Genomic DNA, 22394 nt, shown 5'->3' with positions numbered 1-22394 from the left:
GGAGTTGCCAATGAAAGCCGTCGTCTTCGAGAAATTCGGCGAAGCGCCGACGATCCAGACCGTTCCCGATCCGAAACCGGCTGCCGATGGCGTCGTCATCAAGGTCGAGGCGACCGGGCTGTGCCGCAGCGACTGGCATGGCTGGATGGGACATGACGACGGCATCCGATTGCCGCATGTGCCGGGCCATGAGCTGGCCGGTGTCGTGGTGGCCGCCGGCAAGCATGTCACACGCTGGAAGGCCGGCGAGCGTGTCACCGTGCCGTTCGCCGTCGGCTGCGGCCACTGCTTCGAATGCACCTCGGGCAATCACCAGGTCTGCGAACATCAGACACAGCCCGGCTTTACCGGCTGGGGCTCGTTCGCCGAATATGTCGCCATCGAACACGCCGACACCAATCTCGTGCGCTTACCCGACGAGATGGAATTCGCCACCGCCGCCAGCCTCGGCTGCCGCTTCGTGACCTCGTTTCGCGCGATCGTCGATCAGGGTCGGGTGACGCCGGGCGAATGGGTGGCCGTGCATGGATGCGGCGGCGTCGGCCTGTCGGCGATCATGATCGCCAGCGCGATGGGCGCCAATGTCATCGCCATCGACCTCACCGACGAGAAGCTCGATTTCGCCAGGAGGATCGGCGCCGTCGCCACCATCAACGCGTCGAAAACGCCGAATGTCGTCAAGGCCGTGAAGCAGATCACCAATGGCGGCGCGCACATGTCGATGGACGCGCTCGGCCATCCCACCACTTCGTTCAATTCGATCGCCAACCTGCGCCGGCGCGGCCGCCATGTGCAGGTCGGCCTGATGCTGGGGGAGCACGCCCGCCCGCAGGTGCCGATGGACAAGGTGATTGCCTTCGAGCTCGAGATCCTCGGCAGCCACGGCATGCAGGCCTATCGCTACCAGGCGATGATGGAGATGATCCGCAACGGCAAGCTCAAGCCCGAACTTCTGGTCGGCAAGAAGATCAGCCTCGAAGAAGCGCCCGCGGCCTTGATGGCGATGGGCGGCTTCGAGGGTATCGGCATCGGGGTGGTGACGAAGTTCTAGGGAAAGGAGCCGCCGCCCCGGAACTACCTGGCAAATTTCTTCGCGCCGAACACGCACAGCACCACGCCGAGCGTGACGACGACCATTAGCGGACTGACCTGCTCATGCAGCAGCGTCGCCGCCAGCGCCAGGCCGAAGAACGGCTGCAAAAGCTGTAACTGTCCGACGGCGGCGATGCCGCCTTGCGCAAGGCCGCGGTACCAGAACACGAAGCCGATCAGCATGCTGAACAGCGAGACATAGGCGAGCCCGATCCAGGCGTTGGAGCCGACGCTGGCAAAGGATGGCGGCAGCGTCGCGAAAGTCAGCAACAGCATGATCGGCAGCGACAGCACCAGCGCCCAGCAGATCACTTGCCAGCCGCCGAGCTTGCGCGACAGCGCTGCACCCTCGGCATAACCCAGGCCGCAGACGACGATGGCGGCCAGCATCAGACCATCGCCGACCGGCGAGGCTGTCACGCCCTGCATCAGGGCAAAGCCCGCGACAAGCGCGCTGCCCACGCACGAGAACAGCCAGAACGCCGGGCGAGGACGTTCACCGCCGCGCAGCACGCCGAAAATCGCCGTCGCCAGCGGCAGCAGGCCGACGAAGATGATGGAGTGGGCCGAGGTGACGTGCTTGAGCGCCAGTGCCGTCAGCAGGGGAAAACCCACCACCACGCCGAGCGCGACGATGACCAGCGACAGCAGATCCCCTCGCTCCGGGCGCTTTTGGCGGAACACCAGCAGCAGGGCGAGACCAAGCAGTCCGGCAATCGCCGCGCGGGCCGATGTCACGAAGGTTGGATCGAAATCCATCACAGCGACGCGCGTTGCCGGAAGCGAGCCGCTGAAAATCAGCACGCCGACGAATCCGTTCACCCAGCCGCTCGCCATCTTGTCCATCACAGGCTCCGTTTGTTTCGCCCTCTATCGGGCCTGCACCTATGGCGTCGCCAGAGACAATGGGGTACAATTTTGCAAAACTGTAATGGTCGACTAGTCAGTACAGATGACGATAACAGCGCTTGAGACTGAGGACACGGTCACTTTGGTCGAGAGCGTGATGGCGACTGTCCGCCAGCGGATTGCCGCGCGCAGCCTGACGCCGGGAGCGCGATTGCCGTCGATCCGCGCCTTCGCCAAATCCATGCAGGTTTCCAAATCCACCGTGGTCGAAGCCTATGAGCGGCTCGCCGCAGAAGGCGCTATCCGTTCCCGGCCGGGCTCAGGCTTCTATGCCGCCGGCTCGCTGGCGCCGCTGTCTCTGGCCGAGATCGGTCCCCGGCTCGATCGCGCGGTCGATCCGCTCTGGATCTCGCGCCAGTCTCTGGAGGCAGGCGATGACAGTCTGAAACCCGGCTGCGGCTGGCTGCCGGCCGCGTGGATGCCCCAGGCAGGGTTGCGTCGCGCGCTGCGCACCGTGGCGCGTGCCGAGGATGTCGCGCTCGCCGACTACGGCACGCCGCTCGGCCTGCCGCCGCTGCGGAACCTGCTGGCTCGGCGCATGGCCGAGCATGGCATCGAAGCCTCTCCCGAACAGATCATGCTGACGGAATCGGGCACGCAGGCCATCGATCTCCTGTGCCGGTTTCTGATCGAGCCCGGTGACACGGTACTGGTCGACGATCCCTGCTACTTCAATTTTCATGCTTTGCTGCGCGCCCACCGCGCCAAGGTCGTCAGCGTTCCTTACACGCAGTCAGGGCCGGACATCGACCTGTTCGCGCAGGCGTTGGCCGAGCACCGGCCTCGGCTCTACATCACCAATTCGGCCATCCACAACCCGACCGGCGCGATCCTGTCGCCAGTCACGGCCCACCGCTTGCTCAAGCTCGCCGATCAATCCGACCTGACCATCGTCGAGGACGACATCTTTGCCGATTTCGAACATGCGCCCGCCCCCAGGCTGGCGGCATTCGATGGACTGAGCCGGGTCGTCCAGATCGGCAGTTTCTCCAAGACGCTGTCCGCGTCGGTTCGCTGCGGCTTCATCGCAGCGCCTCGCGACTGGATCGAGCGCCTGACCGATCTCAAGATCGCCACCACCTTCGGCGGCGGGCGGCTTGCGGCCGAACTGGTGCTGACGCTGCTGAAGGACGGTAGCTACCGCAAGCACATGGATCTGCTGCGGGCGCGGCTTTCGCGCGCAATGGGCGAGACGAGCACCCGCCTGAAGGCAATCGGCATCACGCCCTGGATCGACCAGCCGGCCGGGCTGTTCCTGTGGTGCAGCCTGCCGGATGGCGTCGATGCGGCCGAAGTCGCCCGCCGCGCTCTCGCCGACAACATCGTGCTGGCGCCCGGCAATGCGTTCAGCCTGTCCCAGACAGCCAGCCGCTTCCTGCGCTTCAACGTCGCCCAGTGCGCGGACGAACGGATTTTCAAGGTGGTTGAGGCGGCGATGGCGCGTTGATGTTGCAAGGTGGTCAGCGAGATGTCGCACAGACCTCGCGCACACAGTCGCGCAACCAGCGCTGCGCCGGATCGGCATCGAGACGCGGATGCCAGAGCATGGAGATGGTGACCTCCACGGTGGCGACCGGCAGCGGAAAGCTGTGCATGCCGGTGCGCGCGCCTTCGGTGTGCCGCTCGGGCACGCTGGCGATCAGGTCCGATGCACGCGCCAGGGCAAGCGTGGCCGAGAAGCTTGAAACCATGCACACGACAGTCCGCTGGAGTCCAAGCCGCTCAAGGGCTTCATCGATCGGCCCTTTCTCGCGGCCACGCCGCGAAACACTGATGTGGCGACCGGCCGCGTAGCGCTCGGCCGTCACGACGCCCTCGCTCAAGGAATGGCCAGCGCGCACGGCACCGATGAAGCTGTCGCGAAACAGGGCCTGAATGCGCATCTCGGGCCCGGTTTCACCGGCGACGCCGATTTCCAGGTCAACCGCCGCCTCGCGCAGCGACGTGACATCCTTGTCGGACTTCGGCGCGAAACGCAGTCGCACGCATGGCGCCTCCGCTTCGATGCGAGCAACAAGTCGCGGCGCGAACTCTTCCACGAAGCTTTCATTGGTGCGCAGTGTGAAAGTCCTGGCGAGGTCCGAAAGGTCGAGGAGCCTGGCAGGGCGCAGCAGTGCTTCCGCATCCTGGACGACGCGACCAGCCTGCTGCCGCAACTCCTGCGCACGCGGTGTCGGAACCAGGCCGCGGCCGGCGCGAACCAGCAGCGGATCGCCCGTCGCCTCGCGCAGCCGCGCCAGCGTCCGGCTCATCGCCGAGGGGCTGAGACTGAGACGATTGGCGGCGCGGGCCACGCTGCCTTCGGCCAGCAGAACGTCGAGAGCGACGAGCAAATTGAGATCGGGCGATGCCATCGGCGAATCATAGCACATGATATGGCGTTTGGTGCACGAATAACATGCGAATGCTGCGCCTTCCGCCATATCAACCAAGAGACTAGATCTCCGACAGCCCCGGTTATGGAGCCGATGGAAAGGAGATCGCCTTGGCAATCGCAGAGCAAAATGAGCGCCTATCGGTGCCGCCCCAGGCTCAATCCGCCCGCGGGGCGCTGGCGAGCCTTTCGCTCGCCACGCTGCTGTCGTCGCTGGGAACCAGCATTGCCAGCGTCGGCCTGCCGTCGCTGATGCAGGCGTTCGGCGCTTCGTTCCAGTCGGTGCAGTGGGTTGTTCTGGCCTATCTGCTCGCCATCACCACATTGATTGTCAGCGCCGGACGGCTGGCCGACATGTTCGGGCGCCGGCCGTTGCTGCTTGGCGGCATCGCGCTGTTCACGCTGGCATCCATACTCTGCGGCCTGGCGCCAACGCTCTGGCTGCTGATCGCCGCGCGGGCCGTGCAAGGACTTGGTGCGGCGCTGATGATGGCGCTGACGCTGGCTTTTGTCGCCGAAACGGTGAGCAAGGCCAAAACCGGCAGCGCCATGGGCCTGCTTGGCGCCATGTCGGCAATCGGCACGACACTTGGGCCCTCGCTCGGCGGCCTTCTGATCGCGGGCTTCGGCTGGCGGGCGATTTTCCTCGTCAACGTGCCGCTGGGCATGCTCACCTTCGCTCTCGCCTATCGTGCCTTGCCGGCGCGCGGCAAGCCAGCCCAGGCTGATCGGGGCAAGTTCGACGCCGTGGGCACTGCCCTGCTGGCCCTGACGCTGGCCGCCTATGCGCTGGCCATGACGCTTGGCAGGGGCAATTTCGGCGCACTCAACCTCGGCCTGCTGATAGCTGCCGGCATCGGCGTCGTTCTGTTCGCCGCAGCGCAGGCGAAAGTGAAGAACCCCTTGATCAAGCTTGCCAGCTTTCGTGACCTCCAGTTGAGCGCCAGCCTGGCGATGAGCCTCGTCGTCGCAACGGTGATGATGGCGACCCTGGTGGTTGCCCCGTTCTACCTGTCGCGCGGGCTCGGGCTCGATGCCGCAAGGGTCGGCCTCGTGCTGTCGACCGGTCCGCTCGTGTCGGCCCTGTCGGCGCTGCTGGCCGGACGCCTGACCGATCGCTTCGGGGCCCACAGGATGATGGTTGCCGGCTTGGCCAGCCTTGCCATCGGCACGTTCCTGCTGTCGCTCGCCATGACGAAACTCGGCATTGCCAGCTATGTCGTGCCGATCACCGTCACCTGCATCGGCTACGCGCTGTTCCAGACGTCCAACAATGCAGCGATCATGACCGGTGTTGGCGCCGGCGAGCGCGGTGTCGTCTCTGGCCTGCTCAATCTGTCGCGCAATCTCGGCCTCATCACCGGCGCATCGTTGATGGGCGTCGTCTTCGCCATCGCATCGGCCGGGGAACAAGACATTCTGAGTTCCGTGGCCGCCGCCCGGGGAATGCAGGTCACCTTTCAGACGGCAACGGCACTGGCACTGGTCGCGCTGTTCCTTGCGCTGCTCTCGGCCCGCACCGTTGGCCGCGCGCAGCCCAGCGTTTCGTAAGGCTCAGGCCCCTGCCCGTTTGCGGCGCTCGTAGAGCATGACCAGCGTTTCAGCGGTGAGCGCCGGCTTTTCCTCGCCTTCGATCTCGACCGTATTGGCCGCCTTCATCAGATACTGGCCAGGGCCTCTGTCCTCCATGGACAGCAGCGTGGTGCGCAGCCTGATGCGCGCGCCGACCTTGACCGGCGCCAGGAAACGCACCTTGTCGAAGCCGTAGTTGAAGGCGGCCTGGGTGTTTTCGGGCACGATGCCCATGCCGAGCGCCAGTGCGCCGATGATCGACAGCGTCAGGTAGCCGTGTGCGATCGTCGTGCGGAACGGGCTTTGCCGTCGCGCCCTCACGGGGTCGACATGGATCCATTGATGGTCGCCGGTGCATTCGGCGAACTGGTTGATACGATTCTGGTCGACCGTGGTCCACTCAGACACGCCAAGCTCCTGCCCGGCCATCGTCCTCAATTGCTCGTAGGTCGGCGGCGTCTTGGGCCGTATTTCAGTCATTCCTGGTTTCCCGATAGCTTCCAACGCCTCCGGACCACGAACTGGCGGCCCCTGTCAATTCGCCCTGCGCGAATCCGTTCCGCCGACTTCGGCCGCGATCATGCCATGCCGCCCACCGCAACGGCAGGGTAAATCGGGATTTCTTTGGCTTTCGGGCTGTCTGCGGCAACAATGCCACCTTGGCCGGAGACCGCTACTTCCTGTCGTAGCCGGCGCGGATTTCTTCCATCGCCTCCTTGATGCGCGTGCGCAGGATGTCGACCGATTCGGTGCCGGATTTCTTGACCAGTTCAGCCACTTCGCCGGCGTTCTTCAACGCAGCCTCGAAGGATTTGCGCGCGAATTCCGTCTGTTTGGCCATCAGTTCCTGCGGATTGCCCGGCGCCCGGTAGCTTTGCGCCATCTCGGTGACTTCACGCAGCGTGTCCTGCAGCATTTCGCGCTGCCTGGACAACAGCGAGGTCGCGCCGGCGGCACTGGCGCGGGCCGATTTTTCCAGCGCTTCGAGGTTCTTGCGATGATGCGCAAGAATTGCCTCGACATCGACGTTGGGCACTTTCAGGTCGCGGCCGAACTTGCCGAACATGTCCATGAAGGAATCGGATTCCGGTTGCTTGGCCATGATGGTCTCTCTCCCCTGTTGCCGCCGATTGGGCTCCCGGACGGGAGAATAGCACCGAAGTGCTGCGTGTCCATTCGGACGCAGTGGAATCGGTCCAGGGCCGAATGGGCGTCAGCCGACGAGGAACAGCCGCTCGGCCACATAGAGCACGACGCCGGCAAGCCCACCGATGATCATGCCGTTGAAGCGGATGTATTGCAGGTCCCTGCCGATGTTCATCTCGATCAGCCGCGTCAGCTGCGCCAGGTCCCAGCGCTTGACCTGGTCGGCGATGAATTTCGACACGCCGCTCTTCTGGCTCTCCACGAACGAAGCGAGCGCCACCACGAACCCCTGGTTCATGTCGGCCCGGATCTGCGCATCGCCGGCGAGATGGCGACCGATCTCGACGAACATGTTGGCGAGATGCGTACGGATGATCGACTCCTGCGCCTTGGCGTCCTGCTCGATGAACTGGCTGAGGCTTGCCCACATGTCGCCGGCCAATCCCCTGACCTCCGGCCGGGCCAGGAAATCGCGTTTCAGCTTCTCGGCGCGCTTGGCATATTGCTTCGATGTCCTGAGCTTTTCGATGAAGGCTTGAGCGAAACGGTCGAATTCGGCGCGCATTGGATGCTCTGGGTCGGCCCGCACCTCGTCGAGCAGCGAACCGGCCGAGGCGACGATCTTCTTCAGCAGGTAGGCGTCGGCGCGGAACAGGTTGAACAGCGACGGCAACTCCTCGCGGATCTTCTCGCGCATCGTCGCCAGCGCCTGCTCGTCGTTTAGGAACCGGCCGATCACCTTGGTGAATTCGTCGACAAGTTTCTGGTGGCGACGGTCCTCGGTGAGCGCCGACAACAGCTCGGCCGCCAGCGGCGCCAGCGGCACCTTTTCGATCTGCTCGAGCATGCGGCTGGTGACGAAACCACGCAGGCCGGATTGCTCGACGGCGGCAAGCGTCTGCGGCACCAGCCGCACGACGAAGCGCGACAGGCCGGCCGCACGTTCGGCATCGGCGAGCCAGTCGGCGACCAGCGCCGAGAAATCGACCTCGGCAAGCTTTTCACGCACTGGTTCGGGCGCCAGGAAATTGACCTCGATGAAGCGGCCGAGATTGTCGGCGATGCGGTTCTGGTTCTCGGGGATGATGGCGGTGTGCGGGATCGGCAATCCAAGCGGCCGCCTGAACAGCGCCACCACTGCGTACCAGTCGGCCAGACCGCCGATGGTCGCGGCCTCGGCAAAGGCCGCGACGAAGCCGAGCCACGGATAGGTGTGCTCGAACGACTTGGCGAGCGCAAACACCAGCACGCAAAGCGCCAGCGCCGCCGCCGCGATAAACTTTGTCCACCGCAAGGCGGAAAGCTTGGCCTCCGCGTCGGCATCGAAACGGACAGGCGCCAGCGACTGGACCGATTGTGACATGGATGAGCTGCTCCTCGTCAATCTCGGGCCTATTTAGTGTTTCGTCAGGCGAAATGCCCGTTACAGCCGGTTTCGCTCGCACCTTGCCCAGATGCACACACAAAGTTGACGAGAATGTTCATCTATTGTGCCCGGCTAGTCTGGAATTGTTCCAAGGTATAGGCCATATTCCGCCCAGGCCAATGTGGCGAATCCGAAATTTCGGAGTCAAAGCCGCATCAGTAAAGTTTTGAAATCTGGCGCGGTTCTACCGCACCAGCGCGTTGTGAGGACAAAATGCGGCTTACGCGCCAGACCAACTATGCCATGCGCATCCTGATGTATTGTGCCGCCAACAATGACCGATTGAGCCGCATCCCCGAGATCGCGGCCGCCTATTCGGTGTCGGAGTTGTTCCTGTTCAAGATCCTGCAGCCGCTGGTCGAGCACGGCCTGGTCGAGACCGTGCGTGGCAGGAATGGCGGCGTCAGGCTTGGCCGTGCCGCTGAGTCCATCAGCCTGTTCGATGTCGTGCGCGTGACCGAAGAGAGCTTCGCCATGGCCGAATGCTTCGAGAACGATGCCGCCGAATGCCCGCTGGTCGACAGCTGTGCGCTGAACTCGGCATTGCGCGAGGCGCTGAACGCGTTCTTCGCGGTGCTGGAGCGCTACACGATCGCCGATCTCGTGGCGGCGCGGCCGAATGTGCGCAACCTGCTCGGTATCGACATGCTGGTGGAGCGCCGCGCACCTGCTGCCTGAGCAAGTCTCCCGAGTCTGAGTAGGTCCGTTGAGAATCAGGTCACGCTGAGTCGAGAACGAACGGAGCGTACTTTCGGGTACGTGAGTACCGGAAGCGCAGGAAACCGCCATTCGCAGGCCGCCTCACCTGAGTATCAACAGACCGTCGACTGCGGCAACACGAATGGCATGTCGCCGGCAGGCAGCACGCCGACCCTGAGCCGGCAGTCGAACACTTTTTCGATCAGATCGTCGCTGAGCACGTCCCGCGGCGAGCCGGTGGCGGCAAGCAGGCCGCGATGCATGACAAAAATCCGGTCGGCAAACATGGCCGTCAGATTGAGGTCGTGCAGGATGGCGACCACACCGCCACCCCTTTTGGCGAAGTCGCGGGCGATGTTCATGATGATCAGCTGGTGCTTGATATCCAGGCTGGAAACCGGCTCATCGAGGAACAGATAGCGCGGCTTGCCGTCGAGCACCGGCGCCCAGACCTGGCACAGCACGCGCGCAAGCTGGACACGTTGCTGCTCGCCGCCCGAAAGCTCCTGGTAGAAACGCCCAGCAAAACCATCAAGGTCGACGCGCGCCAGCGCCCGTTCCGGCAGCCGCGCGTCCTCGCCCTGCAGGACGCCCGAGCGGCCGCCGACAAGGCCGAGCTTGACCACCTCCCGCACCGTGAACGGAAACGACAGCGTCGTCGCCTGCGGCAGCACGGCCCGATGGATGGCGATCTCGACCGGCTTCATCGCCAAGAGATCGCCGCCGTTGAGGACGACATGTCCGGTGTAGGCAAGTTCGCCGGACAGCGCCTTGAGGAAGGTCGTCTTGCCGGACCCATTGGGGCCGACGATTGCCGCCACTTCGCCGGGGCGTGCAGCGAAATCGACACCGGCAACGATGCGCTTGCCGGCGATCGCCACGGAAACGTCCCTTGCCTCGATCATCCGAGCCTCACAGGTCCCCAAATCACAAATCCCAGAATCTCACAAATCAATGACGCCGCGCTTGCGCAGCAGTATCCACAGGAAGAACGGCGCACCGGCGATCGCGGTGACGATGCCGATCGGCAATTCAGCCGGCGCCACGATGGTGCGCGCGGCGGCGTCGGCCAACAGCAGCAGCGAGGCGCCGAGCAGCGCCGATGCCGGCAGCAGGTAGCGATTGTCGGGACCGATTAGCAGCCGCAGCAGATGCGGCACGACGATGCCGACGAAACCGATGCCGCCGCTGACGGCGACGGATGCGCCGACCGCCGCCGAGACACCGATGATGGCCGTGTACTTCAGCCGTTGCACCGGAATGCCGAGATGGCCGGCGGTCGCCTCGCCCAGCGCCAGTGCGTTGAGGCCCCGCGCCAGGAACGGCATCGCCGCCAGCGCCAGCACGATGATCGGTCCGACCGAAGCGATCTTCGCCCAGGTCGCGCCACCGAGCGATCCGAGTTGCCAGAAGGTCAGGTCGCGCAACTGGCGGTCGTCGGCCATGAAGATCAGGATGCCGGTCAGCGCCATGGCAAGCGCCGCCAGTGCGATGCCGGCGAGCAGCATGGTGGCAACCGAGGTTTGTCCCCGTCGCGTGGCAACCTGGTAGAGCACCAATGTCGTGGCGAGCCCGCCACAGAATGCCGCCAATGGCAGCGCAAGCGTGCCAAACCAGGCCGTCACCGGCGCCAGCACCGTGGCACCGAGCACGATGACGGCAACCGCGCCGAGGCTGGACCCGGCCGAAACGCCGATCAGGCCGGGATCGGCGAGCGGATTGCGGAACAGCCCCTGCATGACAGCGCCGGAGACGGCAAGTGCTGCGCCGACCAGCAAGCCCAGGATGATGCGCGGCAGGCGGATGTCGTAGACGATCAGGCTGTCGCGGGCCCTCAACGCGGCGTTATCAGGCACGGTGCCGAACAGCCAGTCGCTGATGACATTGACGGCCGATGCGTCCGATGCTCCGGACGTCAGCGACAAAAGCACGGCGATGACGAGCCCCAGGCACAGCAGAAGAGTGACGATGCGGGCGCGATCCGAGCGATCGCCGTCGGATGCACCCGCCATCACCTTCACCGGGCCGGCGATTGATTGATCGACCATGATCTGCCCGCTCAATCCGTGACCTGCCCGCCATAAAGCGAGACGGCGAGATCGTGGATAGCATCGGCCGTGCGCGGCCCGAAGCCGAGCAGATAGGCGCCGTCGATGCGGATCAGCTTGCGTGCGGCACCCGCCGGCGTCGAGGCGATGGACGGATTGGCGAACAATTCGTCGTCCGATACCGGTGGCCCGGCATTGCTCATCATCAGGATCACGTCCGGCCTGGCGGTGATGATCGCCTCGTCGGACATTTGCTTGTAGCCGGAAAAGCCTTCCACGGCATTGCCCGCGCCCGCCAGCTTGACCATGCCGTCGGCCGCCGTCTCGCTGCCGGCCGCCAGGATCTTGCCGCCCTGTATCGACAGCACGAACAGGATGCGCTTGCGCTGCTTGATCGAGGCCGTCTGCTTTTCGGCCGCGGTGAGCTTGGCATCAAGCTCCCTGGCCAGCACCTCGGCCTTGGCGTCGACGCCGAGTGCCTTGCCGACGATGCGGACCTTCTCCAGGATGCCTTCGTGGCTATAGTGTTCGGGCACTTCGATGAACGGGACGCTCGTCTTCTTCAGCACATCGACGGCTTCCTTGGGACCACTGCCGTGCAGCGCAAGGACGCCGGTCGGGTTGACCGACAGCACACCTTCCGGCGACAGCTGGCGCATGTAGCCGACATCAGGCAGATCAAGTGCGGCTTTCGGATACCGGCTGGTGGAATCGCGAGCCACCAGATGCTTCTCCTCGCCGAGCGCGTAGACGATCTCGGTGATGGAGCCGCCAATGGCAACTATCTTCGAGCGATCGGCAAAGACGGTCGCACCCTCGGCGGCGTTGCCGGGTTGCAAGGCGACAAAAGCCAGGGAGAGACCGATTGCCGGTCCAAGCGCCAGCCTGAGAACAGGCGCCAGTCTGGAAAAGGAAACCATAGGTATCGTCCTCAGGCTGCGGTTGGGCTTGGGATGCGCGGCAGGTGTTCCGCCAAGAATCGCCAGTCGTCGCGCTCGCTCTCGCCTTCGTGGCGTTTGCCGAAGAACTGGATGATCATCTTGCCGTCTGCGTCATAGACTTCGAGCGAGGTGACATGACCGTCCTTGGTCGGCTTGCGCACCGCCCAGACCTCATGGATGTGGTCGGTGCGCAAGTGCAGGTGGAAGGTCTCATCCAGTACGTTGATCCATGGCCCCATCGGCTTGATGGATTTGACCGGACCGGAGTGAATCTGGATGCAGCCGCGATTGCCGACAAAGCACATGATCGGCATCTCGCCCTCGGAGGCATGATGGAACATGACGCGGACGGCGTCATTGTCGAGCAGCCAGGCATAGTCCTGGCCGACCATGCGCACCGCCTGCCGGCGGCTGAGCTTCAGCGTCTTCAGCATGCCGAAGAACTGGTGCACGTCGGTCAGCCGGCTCCAGCGGTCGCGCAGATCGTCGAGATTGGCGGTGGTTTCCCCGCCATGGACCTCGTCGTCGGGGATGTGTCCAGAAATGTCGATCGTCGACTCCTGGTTCGACGATTCGAGCGCGGCGACCAGCTTCTGGTAGGCATAGAGACTGGAGCCAGGCCGCAGATGCACCTTGTGCACCGCCTCGCCCGCCGCGTCGAAGAACTGCAGGCTGCGGCGGATGTCGTCGCCATCGCGCTTTTCCACGGCAAAGCCGTGCGCCCAGACTTTCGGGAAGATGCGCAGATCGATGTTTTCGCCGAGCACCATGGCATTGTGGTTGCCGGTGACGATCTTGTCGTAGACGCCGATCTTCTCGTGCACCGCACTTTCGTTGCGGGTCAAGGCCATGACTTCGCCGACTGCTTCGAGGCCGGTCAGGAGATCGTTGACGCGCGGCTCGATGCGGACAACCCCGTCGCCGCAATGCGCGGCGATGAGCTCGGCCTCCGAAATGCCGAGCTGGGCAGCCAGATCACGCTCGCGCGTCTTCGGATTCTCTGTCCGTGCCCGCCGGATTTCATGCGGGGCGGGTTTTACGCGCTGGTCCATGTTTCGTCCCTACTGCCTTGCCTTACTTGTTGAGAATGAGCTTGCCCTGGCGGGTGATCTTGAGCCGGTAGAGCGCGCCATGATGCTCGATGCCGATCTCGTGCTCGCCCTGGAACAGGGTGTTGCTGGACAGCGTTCGCACCGCCAGCGGAACCCGGTCTAAACGGGCGGAGGTGTCGTCGGAACGGCGGACGCGATAGCGAAAGTCATTGGGATTGTGTGTGTTCATCTGGATCGATCCCTTTCCTGTGCCGGGCGCCTGGCCAGGCGTTGCATAAATGCCGATTAATTTCTTGACTATAATAATCATGTTTACTAGTCAGTGCAATACCGGAGTAAATGAGTCAACATTTAAGACCCCGGACACGATCAAAAAACGCCAGCGAGCCCCAGGCCAGCCAGCACCGAACCTGGACTTTGGAGTTGGGGCATGGGGTTGATGAATTGGGAATGGCGCGGCCGGTTTGACACTGGCCCGTCTGATGAGGGTCTCGGCGGGCGATCCACGGCAAGAGCAATGGCAGCCTTGCTGGCAAGCGTCGCGGCAGTCGCTTTGCTGGCGCCACCAGCCAGCGCCCAGCAAGCGGCGCAATCACCGAAGGCTGAAGAGGCAAGGCCCGCCCCGGCGGGCGCAACACTGCTCGACAAGATCCTGGTGCTGAGCCGCACCGGCGAGACAGCGATCGAATCGCTGGCTTCGGCCAGCCATATCGACCAGGAACAACTCGACCGCCGCATGGCGACGACGCCGAACGAGATGCTGCTTGGTGTGCCCGGTGTCGCGGCGCAGGCCGACGCCAGGCGTGTCAGCACCAGCATCAACATCCGTGGCCTGCAGGATTTCGGTCGCGTCGCGGTTATCGTCGACGGCGCCCGCCAGAATTTCCAGCGTTCCGACCACGGCACGCAGTCGACCTTCTACATCGATCCTGAGCTCGTCAAATCCGTCGACGTGATCCGCGGTCCTGTCGCCAACACCTATGGCTCGGGCGCCATCGGCGGCGTGGTCTTCTTCGACACCAAGGATGCCGAGGATTTCCTCAAGCCGAACGAGACATGGGCTGGCTCCGTCACCGGGAGCTATGAGAGCAATGGCAAGGGCTGGACCACCAGCGCATCCGGCGCCCATCGCTTCAACGAGAACTGGGATGCGCTCGGCAACATCGTCTACCGCAACTATGACGACTACAAGGATGGCGATGGCGACAGCGTCAAGGGCACTGGCTTCGACGTGCTCAGCGGCCTGCTCAAGACCACCATCCGACCGACCGACAACAGTGAGCTGAAGCTCGGCTGGGTCGGCTCAAGCGATGGCTGGAACGAGATCAGCGGTGGCGCGCCGGTGAATGATGTGGACCTGAAGTCGAACACATTCATAGCCCGCTACAACGTCACCGACGAAGACAAGAGCTGGCTCGATCTCCACATCAACACCTCCTACAACAAGACCAACGTCGACCTGACGAGCCTCGTCCCGCTAAAACGCTTCGATCCGGTCACTGGCCTGCCTGTGGTGCTGCCGACAGGTTCGACCTCGACCTTCGATGTCGGCACGACCAGCATCGACATCTGGAACACGTCCAGATTCGAGACCGCCGGCATCGCGCACGAACTGACCTATGGCGGTGACTGGGCGGGCGACAACGTCAAGACCGGCGGCACGGCCGGTGGTGACAGCTTCTACACGCCTTCCGGCAAGCGCAACGTTTCCGGCGCCTATGTCCAGGACAAGCTCACCTGGGACTGGCTCGAAGTCATCGCCGGTCTGCGTTACGACAATTACAGCTTGAAGGATGATACCCACGAAACTTCCGGCGATAGAGTGTCGCCGCGCATCACTGTCGGCGTCTCGCCCTTCGAAAGCGCTGGCCTTGCCGGCCTGCAATTCTATGGCACCTATGCGGAAGGCTACCGTTCGCCCTCGCTGACGGAGACGCTGATCAGCGGCAACCATCCGGCCGGTGTTTCCTTCCCGTTCCTGCCCAATCCCAATCTGCGGCCTGAAACCGGCAAGACGACGGAATTCGGCGTCAACTACAAGCAAAATGACATCCTGGAGGCCGGCGACGCGCTTCGCATCAAGGCGGCCTATTTCAACAACAATGTCGATGACTATATCGACGGCGTGACGCTGTCGCCGTTCGACCCGACCAGCGGCTGCCCGTTCGGCCCAGGCATCCCGATCTGCTTCCAGTACCAGAATTTTGCCAAGGCCAAGATCGACGGCTTCGAGATGGAGGGGGTTTACGATGCGGCATGGGGCTACGCCGGACTTTCCGCCTCCATCATCAATGGTCACACCATATCCTATGAAGGCGACCGGGCAGACCTTGCCACCATCCCGTCCTCACAGGTCACGGCTCAACTCGGCCTGCGCTTCCTCGAGGACAAGCTGACCGTCGGTGGCGAAGTGCAGTACAATGGCAAGCCGAAAGGCAATGCAGTGGCCAAGAACTATACGCTGGTCAACGCCTTCGCCAGCTATCAGGCGACCGACAATCTGAAGGTCGATTTCCGCGCCGACAATCTGTTCGATGTCAAATACGCCAATCCTTTGAACGGCAGCACGACGGTCGTGGTCTATGAACCGGGCATAACGCTGAAGCTGGCGGCAACGATGCGATTTGGACGCTGACGGCAATGACGAGCTTGAGGACATCCCTTCGTCTGCTCACCTCGACGTTGGCGATGTCGCTTGCGATGGTTTCGGCGTGGGCTGAGCAGTCGGCGCTGGCCCTCGAACTCAACGGCGCGCAAGCCTCCGACAAGGGCTGCCGCCTGACCTTCGTGGTCAGCAACAACCTCGGCGCCGACCTCTCCAAGGCGGCGTTCGAGATCGCCCTGTTCAACGAGACAGGCGTCGTCGACCGGCTGACCGTGCTCGACTTCAAGGAATTGCCTGCGGGCAAGACCAAGGTGACACGCTTCGATCTGGCCGGCACCGACTGCGCCAAGGTCAGCCGTGTGCTGATCAACAGCGCGACGGAATGCGCCGGCGCTGCCGTCGAACCGAACGCCTGCATGCGCAAGCTCAAGACCGACACCAAGACCGGTATCGCCTTCGGCGTCTGAGATGGGACTGCATCCCGCATTCCTGCAAAGCACGGTGGCACGGCCCCTGGCCGGCTTGTCGTTTGGACCAAGCGATCTTGATTTGACAAGTCCGCACGGGTCGCTGCAGGTCTCGTCCCGCGACATGCGTGACATCAGTCCCCTCCCCGAACCCGGCGCCGAACTGGCGATCGTGCCAACCGAGCCGCTTGCGCCGCCGCGGCCATCTGCCTGGAACCGCAAATGGACGGCGGCGATCATCGTCTCCTGTTTGCTCCATGCGGCGGTGGCGGCGGGTTTTCTGATTTCGCCCTCGGGGACATTCGATTCCCAGGACGCCATCCGGTCGGAAGGCAGTGATCAGTCTGGAGACAAGGTGGTCGGCAGCGCACTGGACCAGGATCCGGCGGCTGTGAATATCAAGCTGGTGCCCAATCCACGGCCGACCAAATCAGAGCCTTCAAAGGCGGCCAGGCCGACGCCACCAACAGAGCCGTCTCAACCTGCTCAAGAAACCGCCAAACAGCCGGTCGAGCCTTTGTCAGCGCCTGTCAAACAGCCTTTCGTCACGCCGGACATTCTGGTGGCGAGAGCCCCGCGCGCCGATGACAAGAGCATCGTTGCAAAGACTGAAACCCCTCCACAGCCGACCGTTCAGGCCGAGCCTGTCGCCGTCCCGGAGCAGCCACCGATTCCCAGCGCCAGGCCAACTCCGGCAGCCGCCCCGCCCAGCACCAGCCAAGCGGATGAGAAGCGTGGCACGGCAAATGGCCAGGACCGATTGGCGCAGGCGGCCAGCAAGGGCAAAAAACAGAAGGAGGCAGGCAGCGCGGCGGAAGACAATTACCGCGGCGACGTCTTCCGAAAGCTCAGCCGTGTCAATCGCGGCGTCCCGCCTTCGGTACAGTTGGCCGCTCGCAACAATGCCGTTGTGACATTCGTCATCGGCAGCCGCGGCGGCATTGATGACCTGCGCATTGTGCAAAGCTCTGGATCGCCGAACTTCGACAAGGTCGCGCTCGGCATCGTGCGCAAGGCAGCTCCTTTTTCTCCAATTCCACCACAGGCCGCGAGCAAGAGTTTAGCGTTCGAGGCCGAAATCGGCCCATTTTGAAACTGTCGCGGCGTCAACGATCAACACCCGAATGAAAGGAACCTCCATGTACATCGCCATGAACCGCTTCAAGGTGCAGACCGGCTCGGAAGCCGATTTCGAAGCCGTCTGGAAGAACCGCGATTCCAGCCTTGCACAGATGAAAGGTTTCCGGGAGTTCCATCTGCTGCGTGGCCCGGTCAACGAGGCCGAAGGCTACACGCTGTTTGCCTCGCACACGGTGTGGGCGAGCCGCGATGATTTCGTCGCCTGGACCAAGTCCGAGAATTTCCGCGCCGCCCACAGAAATGTCGGCACCACGAAAGTCCACTATCTCGGCCATCCGCAGTTCGAGGGCTTTTCCGTCGTGGAAGGGGCCTGAGATGGCAATGCCTGCCCAAGATCCTGCGCGCAGCATTCCGATCCTGCCCTCGCCCGACATCGAGGCAACGCGCGATTTCTACCGCGATAAGCTCGGCTTTGGTGTCGTCGAGCCGGAGATGGACGACTATCTGATCGTGCGCCGGGGAGACATCGAGATCCATTTCTGGAAGAGCGATGACCGCAAACTTCCCGAAGTTTCCTCCTGCTATATCAGGGGCGGCGAGGTGCCGGCGCTGCATGCCGAATTTTCAGGGCGCGGTGTGAGGCAACTCAGTCCGTTCACGGTGCGGCCGTGGAACATGAAGGAATTCCATATCCGGGACCCACACGGCAATCTGCTGAAGTTCGGCTGCGCACCCGAAGAGGTGTGAGCAGCCGGCCCGTCAGGAGCCGGCCAGCAGGCTGGCATTGCCCCCCGCTGCGGTGGTGTCGACACAGACGGCGCGCTCATGCGCATAGGCCGCCGGGTTGAGCACCTCGCTGACCAGCGGCACGATTGGCCCTGAGCGGTCAGCGATGACCTTGCGCACGATGCGGGCAGCCTCCGGTGTGCCCGAGAAGGCGACGACGTCAACGTGCAGCGAGCGCGCTTCGACCGGATCCGGACGGCCGTCGATGGCGGCCAGCGGCAGGCCCTTGCCGGTCAGCGCAGACAGCGCCGCCGGTGCGCCCGGTGCAACGGCCAGCACCGCGTTGCCGGCGGCGAGTGCCTGGATCGCTTGGGCAAGCAGCGTGTCTTGATCGGGACCGAGGCACAGAACCCGTCCGCGCGGCGACAGCGACAGCGTGTTGGCTTCGCCGGTCGGGCCGGGCAGGTCAACCTGGCCGAAGTCGATGCCGGCGGCGGCGCCAATGGCCGCGGCACCCTTGCCGCGCAGATGCTTCCTCAGGATGGCAATCCGGTCGGGCCGCGTCGACCAGCCGCCCAATGCCGGATCGGGCAGATTGTCGGCAAGCTCGGTCGCCGTCACCTTGTGGCCTTCGGCAATGTGCGTGCCGGCCTCCGGCCCCTTGCGGAAGCGACGGAGATAGTGCGGGCCGCCGGCCTTCGGCCCGGTGCCCGACAGCCCCTCGCCGCCGAACGGTTGCGAACCGACGACGGCGCCGATCTGGTTGCGGTTGACGTAGATGTTGCCGGCATGGATGCCGTCGACGAAATGCTGCACGCGGCCCTCGATGCGGGTGTGCAGGCCGAAGGTCAGGCCATAGCCCTTGCGGTTGATGGCGGCGATGACCGCGTCGATCTCGTCGGCGTCGAACGTGGCGACATGCAGCACTGGCCCAAACACCTCGCGCTCCATGTCCTCGATACCCTTGACCCGGAAGACGTGTGGCGCGACGAACCGCCCATCCTTCGGCGCCTCGAGCTTGGCGATCAGCCGGCCCTGCAGGCCCATCTTCGTGCAGTACTCGCGGATCGAAGTCTGCGCCTCGTCGTCGATGACCGGCCCGACGTCGGTCGAAATCCGCCAGGGATCGCCGATGCTGAGCGCCTCCATGGCGCCCTTCAGCATCTCAAGCATCTTCTTCTCGACATCCTTCTGCACATAGAGCACGCGCAGCGCCGAGCAGCGCTGGCCGGCGCTCTGAAAGGCCGAGGCCAGGATGTCGCGCACCGCTTGTTCGGGCAGCGCGGTGGAATCGACGATCATCGCATTCAAGCCGCCGGTCTCGGCGATCAGCATGGCGTCGGGCGCGGCGGTCTCGGCCAGTTGCTTTTCGATCAGCTTGGCGACCTCGGTCGAGCCGGTGAAGCAGACACCGGCGATGCGCGGGTCAGCGGTCAGCGGGCCACCGACCGAGGGGCCGTCGCCGGGCAGAAGCTGGATGACGTCTTCCGGAACGCCGGCCTCGCGTAGCATTTCGACGGCGCGGAACGCGATCAGCGGCGTCTGCTCGGCAGGCTTGGCGATCACCGAATTGCCGGTGACAAGTGCCGCCGCGATCTGGCCGGTGAAAATGGCGAGCGGAAAATTCCACGGCGAAATGCAGACGATGGCGCCGCGCGCCTGCGTGCCCGGTTCGGCATTGGCCGCTTCGGCCGCGTAGTAGCGGAGAAAGTCGACGGCCTCGCGCACCTCGGCCACACCGTCGGCCAGAGATTTGCCGGCTTCCCGGGTGGCCAGTGCGAAGAACTCGACGGCGTTGGCCTCATAGAGATCGGCGGCGCGATTGAGGATGGCGGCGCGCTCGGCGACAGGACGCTTTGCCCAGGCCGGCTGCGCCTCCACGGCGATGCGCACGGCGGTCGCCACCTGCTTGGCGGCGGCTTCACTGACCGTGCCGACGACTTCCGCGGGTTTGGCCGGATTGACGATCGGCCGTTGCTTGCCATAGCCGGCGGCCCGCGTGATCGGCTTGGCATGCCAGCGATCGGGGCCGGCGAACGCAGCCTTGGCCTTGTCGATCGCCGCCAGCGTCACCGTGTCGGTGATATCGAAACCCTTCGAATTGCGGCGACCAGCACCGAAGATCTGGGAAGGCCGGGCAATCGCCGGATTGGCGGCGGGGCCCTGGCTCTCGACCGTTTCGAGCGGATCGCGGGCGATGTCCTCCGGCTCGACCTCCTCGTCGGTCAGCTGATGCACGAAGGAGGAATTGGCGCCGTTCTCCAGCAGCCGCCGAACCAGATAGGCAAGCAGGTCGGAATGCGCGCCGACCGGCGCATAAATACGGCAGCGCGTGCCTTCGGCCTTGCGCACCGTCTCGTGCAGGGCCTCGCCCATGCCGTGCAGACGCTGGAACTCGAAGGAATCGCGGTCCCCGGCCATCGACAAAATGGCGGCGACGGTGTGGGCGTTGTGGGTGGCGAATTGCGGATAGATGCGGTCGGTCATCGACAGCAGCTTTTTGGCACATGCCATGTAGGAAACGTCGGTGTTGGCCTTGCGGGTGAAGACGGGATAACCGGTAAGCCCGAGCGTCTGCGCCCGCTTGATCTCGGTGTCCCAATAGGCGCCCTTGACCAGCCGCACCATGATGGTGCGGTCGTATTTCTTGGCCAACGCATAGAGCCAGTCGATGGCAAAGGCGGCACGCGGGCCATAGGCCTGGACGACGACGCCAAAGCCGTTCCAGCCGGCAAGCTCCGGCTCGGCCAGCACCCGCTCGATGACGTCGAGCGACAGATCGAGGCGATCGGCCTCCTCGGCGTCGATGTTGAGACCCATGCGCGAATGTCGCGCGGCCAGCGCCAGCGACAACAGCCGCTCGGCCATGACAGGCAGCATCTCGTCCTTCTGCGCCACCTCGTAGCGCGGATGCAGCGCCGAGAGCTTGACCGAGATGCCGTGATTCTGGCGGATGTCCGGGCCGTTAGAACCGGAATCGAGCGAGGAAATCGCGTCGGCATAAGCCTTGTGATAACGCAACGCGTCGGCCTCGGTGCGTGCGGCTTCGCCCAGCATGTCGAAGGAATAGAGATAGCCCTTCTGCGTCATCGGCCGGCCGCGCTTGACGGCCTCGGTGATGGTGCGTCCGAGCACGAACTGCTCGCCCATCTCGCGCATAGCCGCCGCCACCGCCTTGCGGATGACCGGCTCGCCCAGCCGGCGCACCATGGAGCGCAGCGTGCCTTCGATGCCGCCCTCGCCTTCATCGAGGACTCGGCCGGTCAGCATCAGCGCCCAGGTCGAGGCGTTGACGAAGATGGAGCTCGAACCGCCCGAGTGCGCCGACCAGTCGTGCGGCGCGATCTTGTCGGCGATGAGATCGTCCATCGTCTCGGTGTCGGGCACGCGCAGCAGCGCCTCGGCCAGGCACATCAGCGCCACGCCTTCCTTGGTGGAAAGGCCGTAGGCCGAAAGGAAGACTTCCATCAGCCGGGGGTCCGACGAGCCGCGCACCGCCCGCACCAGATCGGCGGCCCGGGTCGAGATCGCCTTGCGGTCTTTCGCGGAAAGCTCCGTCGCCTCGGCCAGTCGCTGCACGGCCTCATCTTCGTCGGGCAGATAGTTGGCGCGGATCTGCTGGCGGATGGAATCTAGTGGCATGGCGGTCCCGTGGATCGAGCAAAGGGGATCGGGCCGGCGGTCACCGGACCGAATGGCGCAAGCTAGCACAAGTGCGAATTTCAGTCGGTCCGAAGAAATCGACATTTTAGGCCATTCGGTCTAACATTACGGTCTAGTTTTGGCATATGGACTGTGTTTTCGATGACAGAAGACCAATTGGACCGCATCGACCGGAATATCCTGTCGGCGCTGGCAAGTGATGGCCGGCTTTCGATGTCCGAACTGGCGGCAAAGGTCGGCCTGTCGAAGACGCCGGTGCAGGCGCGGGTCAAACGGCTGGAGAAGGACGGCTACATCAGGGGCTACCAGGCGATCATCGATCGCGAGCGCATGGGCGAAGGTCATGTCGCCTTCGTCCAGGTGAAACTGTCCGACACCCGATCCGCAGCACTCGATGCCTTCAACCGGTCCGTGCAGGCGGTACCGGAGATCGAGCAATGCCACATGATGGCGTCCAGCTTCGACTATCTGCTGAAGGTCCGCACCAGGGACATCGCCGCCTATCGCCGCGTGCTTGGCGAACGCATCTCGGCCCTGCCCCATGTCGCCCAGACCTCGACCTTCGTGGCGATGGAGACGGTCAAGGATCGGTAG

21 protein-coding genes are annotated in these 22394 nt (G+C 64.0%); 10 read left to right on the top strand and 11 right to left on the bottom strand.

The window, feature by feature from the left end; all coding sequences use genetic code 11:
• Positions 1-10: 10 nt before the first annotated feature.
• Positions 11-1051 (top strand): zinc-dependent alcohol dehydrogenase family protein, encoded by a 1041-nt coding sequence (locus CGZ66_RS21160; RefSeq protein ID WP_095087507.1) that lies wholly within the window; start codon positions 11-13, stop codon positions 1049-1051.
• Positions 1052-1074: 23 nt separating this feature from the next.
• Here CGZ66_RS21160 and CGZ66_RS21155 read toward each other — a convergent pair whose 3' ends face one another.
• On the bottom strand, positions 1075-1938 hold the full coding sequence (locus CGZ66_RS21155; protein ID WP_095087503.1) for a DMT family transporter: 864 nt from the start codon (positions 1936-1938) through the stop codon (positions 1075-1077).
• A gap of 106 nt (positions 1939-2044) precedes the next feature.
• Here CGZ66_RS21155 and CGZ66_RS21150 point away from each other — a divergent pair, with 106 nt between their 5' ends.
• Entirely contained in the window at positions 2045-3448 is a 1404-nt protein-coding gene (locus tag CGZ66_RS21150) for an aminotransferase-like domain-containing protein (RefSeq protein WP_095087501.1), read from the top strand.
• A 13-nt stretch (positions 3449-3461) separates the two neighbouring features.
• Here CGZ66_RS21150 and CGZ66_RS21145 read toward each other — a convergent pair whose 3' ends face one another.
• Positions 3462-4355, bottom strand: a complete 894-nt coding sequence (locus CGZ66_RS21145) for a LysR family transcriptional regulator (RefSeq protein WP_095088062.1) — start codon at positions 4353-4355, stop codon at positions 3462-3464.
• Positions 4356-4486: 131 nt separating this feature from the next.
• Here CGZ66_RS21145 and CGZ66_RS21140 point away from each other — a divergent pair, with 131 nt between their 5' ends.
• Entirely contained in the window at positions 4487-5926 is a 1440-nt protein-coding gene (locus tag CGZ66_RS21140) for an MFS transporter (protein ID WP_095087499.1), read from the top strand.
• A gap of 3 nt (positions 5927-5929) precedes the next feature.
• On the opposite strand, the gene CGZ66_RS21135 is transcribed toward CGZ66_RS21140, so the two are convergent.
• From CGZ66_RS21135 to CGZ66_RS21125, 3 genes are all read right to left on the bottom strand, one after another.
• Positions 5930-6427 (bottom strand): MaoC family dehydratase, encoded by a 498-nt coding sequence (locus CGZ66_RS21135; RefSeq protein WP_095087497.1) that lies wholly within the window; start codon positions 6425-6427, stop codon positions 5930-5932.
• Between the two features lie 193 nt (positions 6428-6620).
• The gene (locus CGZ66_RS21130; protein ID WP_095087495.1) at positions 6621-7049 is read right to left on the bottom strand and encodes a phasin family protein; all 429 of its coding nucleotides are present in this window, start codon (positions 7047-7049) and stop codon (positions 6621-6623) included.
• 111 nt (positions 7050-7160) lie between these two features.
• Complete coding sequence (locus tag CGZ66_RS21125; RefSeq protein WP_095087493.1) at positions 7161-8456, bottom strand: DUF445 domain-containing protein; 1296 nt, start codon at positions 8454-8456, stop codon at positions 7161-7163.
• Between the two features lie 276 nt (positions 8457-8732).
• On the opposite strand from CGZ66_RS21125, the gene rirA reads away from it, so the two are divergent.
• Positions 8733-9197 (top strand): iron-responsive transcriptional regulator RirA, encoded by a 465-nt coding sequence (gene rirA, locus CGZ66_RS21120; RefSeq protein ID WP_095087491.1) that lies wholly within the window; start codon positions 8733-8735, stop codon positions 9195-9197.
• Between the two features lie 134 nt (positions 9198-9331).
• Here the strand turns inward: rirA and CGZ66_RS21115 are convergent, their stop codons facing one another.
• From CGZ66_RS21115 to hemP, 5 genes are read right to left on the bottom strand one after another with little or no spacing between them, the layout of a single operon-like run.
• Entirely contained in the window at positions 9332-10123 is a 792-nt protein-coding gene (locus CGZ66_RS21115) for a heme ABC transporter ATP-binding protein (protein WP_095087489.1), read from the bottom strand.
• Positions 10124-10162: 39 nt separating this feature from the next.
• Positions 10163-11266: a FecCD family ABC transporter permease gene (locus CGZ66_RS21110; protein ID WP_095088059.1), complete on the bottom strand. Its 1104-nt coding sequence runs from the start codon at positions 11264-11266 to the stop codon at positions 10163-10165.
• A gap of 11 nt (positions 11267-11277) precedes the next feature.
• Complete coding sequence (locus tag CGZ66_RS21105) at positions 11278-12186, bottom strand: heme/hemin ABC transporter substrate-binding protein (RefSeq protein ID WP_095087487.1); 909 nt, start codon at positions 12184-12186, stop codon at positions 11278-11280.
• Between the two features lie 11 nt (positions 12187-12197).
• Positions 12198-13259 carry a hemin-degrading factor gene (locus tag CGZ66_RS21100; RefSeq protein ID WP_095087485.1) on the bottom strand — a complete coding sequence of 354 codons (1062 nt, stop codon included), beginning with the start codon at positions 13257-13259 and terminating at the stop codon, positions 12198-12200.
• Between the two features lie 22 nt (positions 13260-13281).
• Positions 13282-13488 (bottom strand): hemin uptake protein HemP, encoded by a 207-nt coding sequence (hemP, locus tag CGZ66_RS21095; RefSeq protein ID WP_095088056.1) that lies wholly within the window; start codon positions 13486-13488, stop codon positions 13282-13284.
• Positions 13489-13689: 201 nt separating this feature from the next.
• On the opposite strand from hemP, the gene CGZ66_RS21090 reads away from it, so the two are divergent.
• Genes CGZ66_RS21090 through CGZ66_RS21070 form a run of 5 tightly spaced genes read left to right on the top strand, consistent with a single transcriptional unit; the run spans position 13690 to position 18158 of the window.
• Positions 13690-15894, top strand: coding sequence for a TonB-dependent hemoglobin/transferrin/lactoferrin family receptor (locus tag CGZ66_RS21090; RefSeq protein WP_167392191.1), 2205 nt, complete (start codon positions 13690-13692; stop codon positions 15892-15894).
• A 5-nt stretch (positions 15895-15899) separates the two neighbouring features.
• Positions 15900-16331, top strand: coding sequence for a hypothetical protein (locus CGZ66_RS21085; protein ID WP_095087481.1), 432 nt, complete (start codon positions 15900-15902; stop codon positions 16329-16331).
• 1 nt (position 16332) lies between these two features.
• Positions 16333-17424, top strand: coding sequence for an energy transducer TonB family protein (locus tag CGZ66_RS21080; RefSeq protein WP_342586867.1), 1092 nt, complete (start codon positions 16333-16335; stop codon positions 17422-17424).
• Between the two features lie 46 nt (positions 17425-17470).
• Complete coding sequence (hmuQ, locus tag CGZ66_RS21075) at positions 17471-17785, top strand: heme-degrading protein HmuQ (RefSeq protein ID WP_095088049.1); 315 nt, start codon at positions 17471-17473, stop codon at positions 17783-17785.
• 1 nt (position 17786) lies between these two features.
• The gene (locus tag CGZ66_RS21070; protein ID WP_095087480.1) at positions 17787-18158 is read left to right on the top strand and encodes a bleomycin resistance protein; all 372 of its coding nucleotides are present in this window, start codon (positions 17787-17789) and stop codon (positions 18156-18158) included.
• Between the two features lie 12 nt (positions 18159-18170).
• Here the strand turns inward: CGZ66_RS21070 and putA are convergent, their stop codons facing one another.
• Positions 18171-21779 carry a bifunctional proline dehydrogenase/L-glutamate gamma-semialdehyde dehydrogenase PutA gene (gene putA / locus CGZ66_RS21065; protein WP_095087478.1) on the bottom strand — a complete coding sequence of 1203 codons (3609 nt, stop codon included), beginning with the start codon at positions 21777-21779 and terminating at the stop codon, positions 18171-18173.
• Positions 21780-21941: 162 nt separating this feature from the next.
• Here putA and CGZ66_RS21060 point away from each other — a divergent pair, with 162 nt between their 5' ends.
• Positions 21942-22394: an Lrp/AsnC family transcriptional regulator gene (locus tag CGZ66_RS21060; RefSeq protein WP_027029407.1), complete on the top strand. Its 453-nt coding sequence runs from the start codon at positions 21942-21944 to the stop codon at positions 22392-22394.

Origin of the sequence: Mesorhizobium sophorae (assembly GCF_002270415.1) — a bacterium.
In the GTDB taxonomy this organism is placed as follows: Bacteria; Pseudomonadota; Alphaproteobacteria; order Rhizobiales; family Rhizobiaceae; genus Mesorhizobium; species Mesorhizobium sophorae.
Note: the sequence above shows the minus strand (reverse complement) of the source record. Positions and strands in the feature narration are given on the sequence as shown.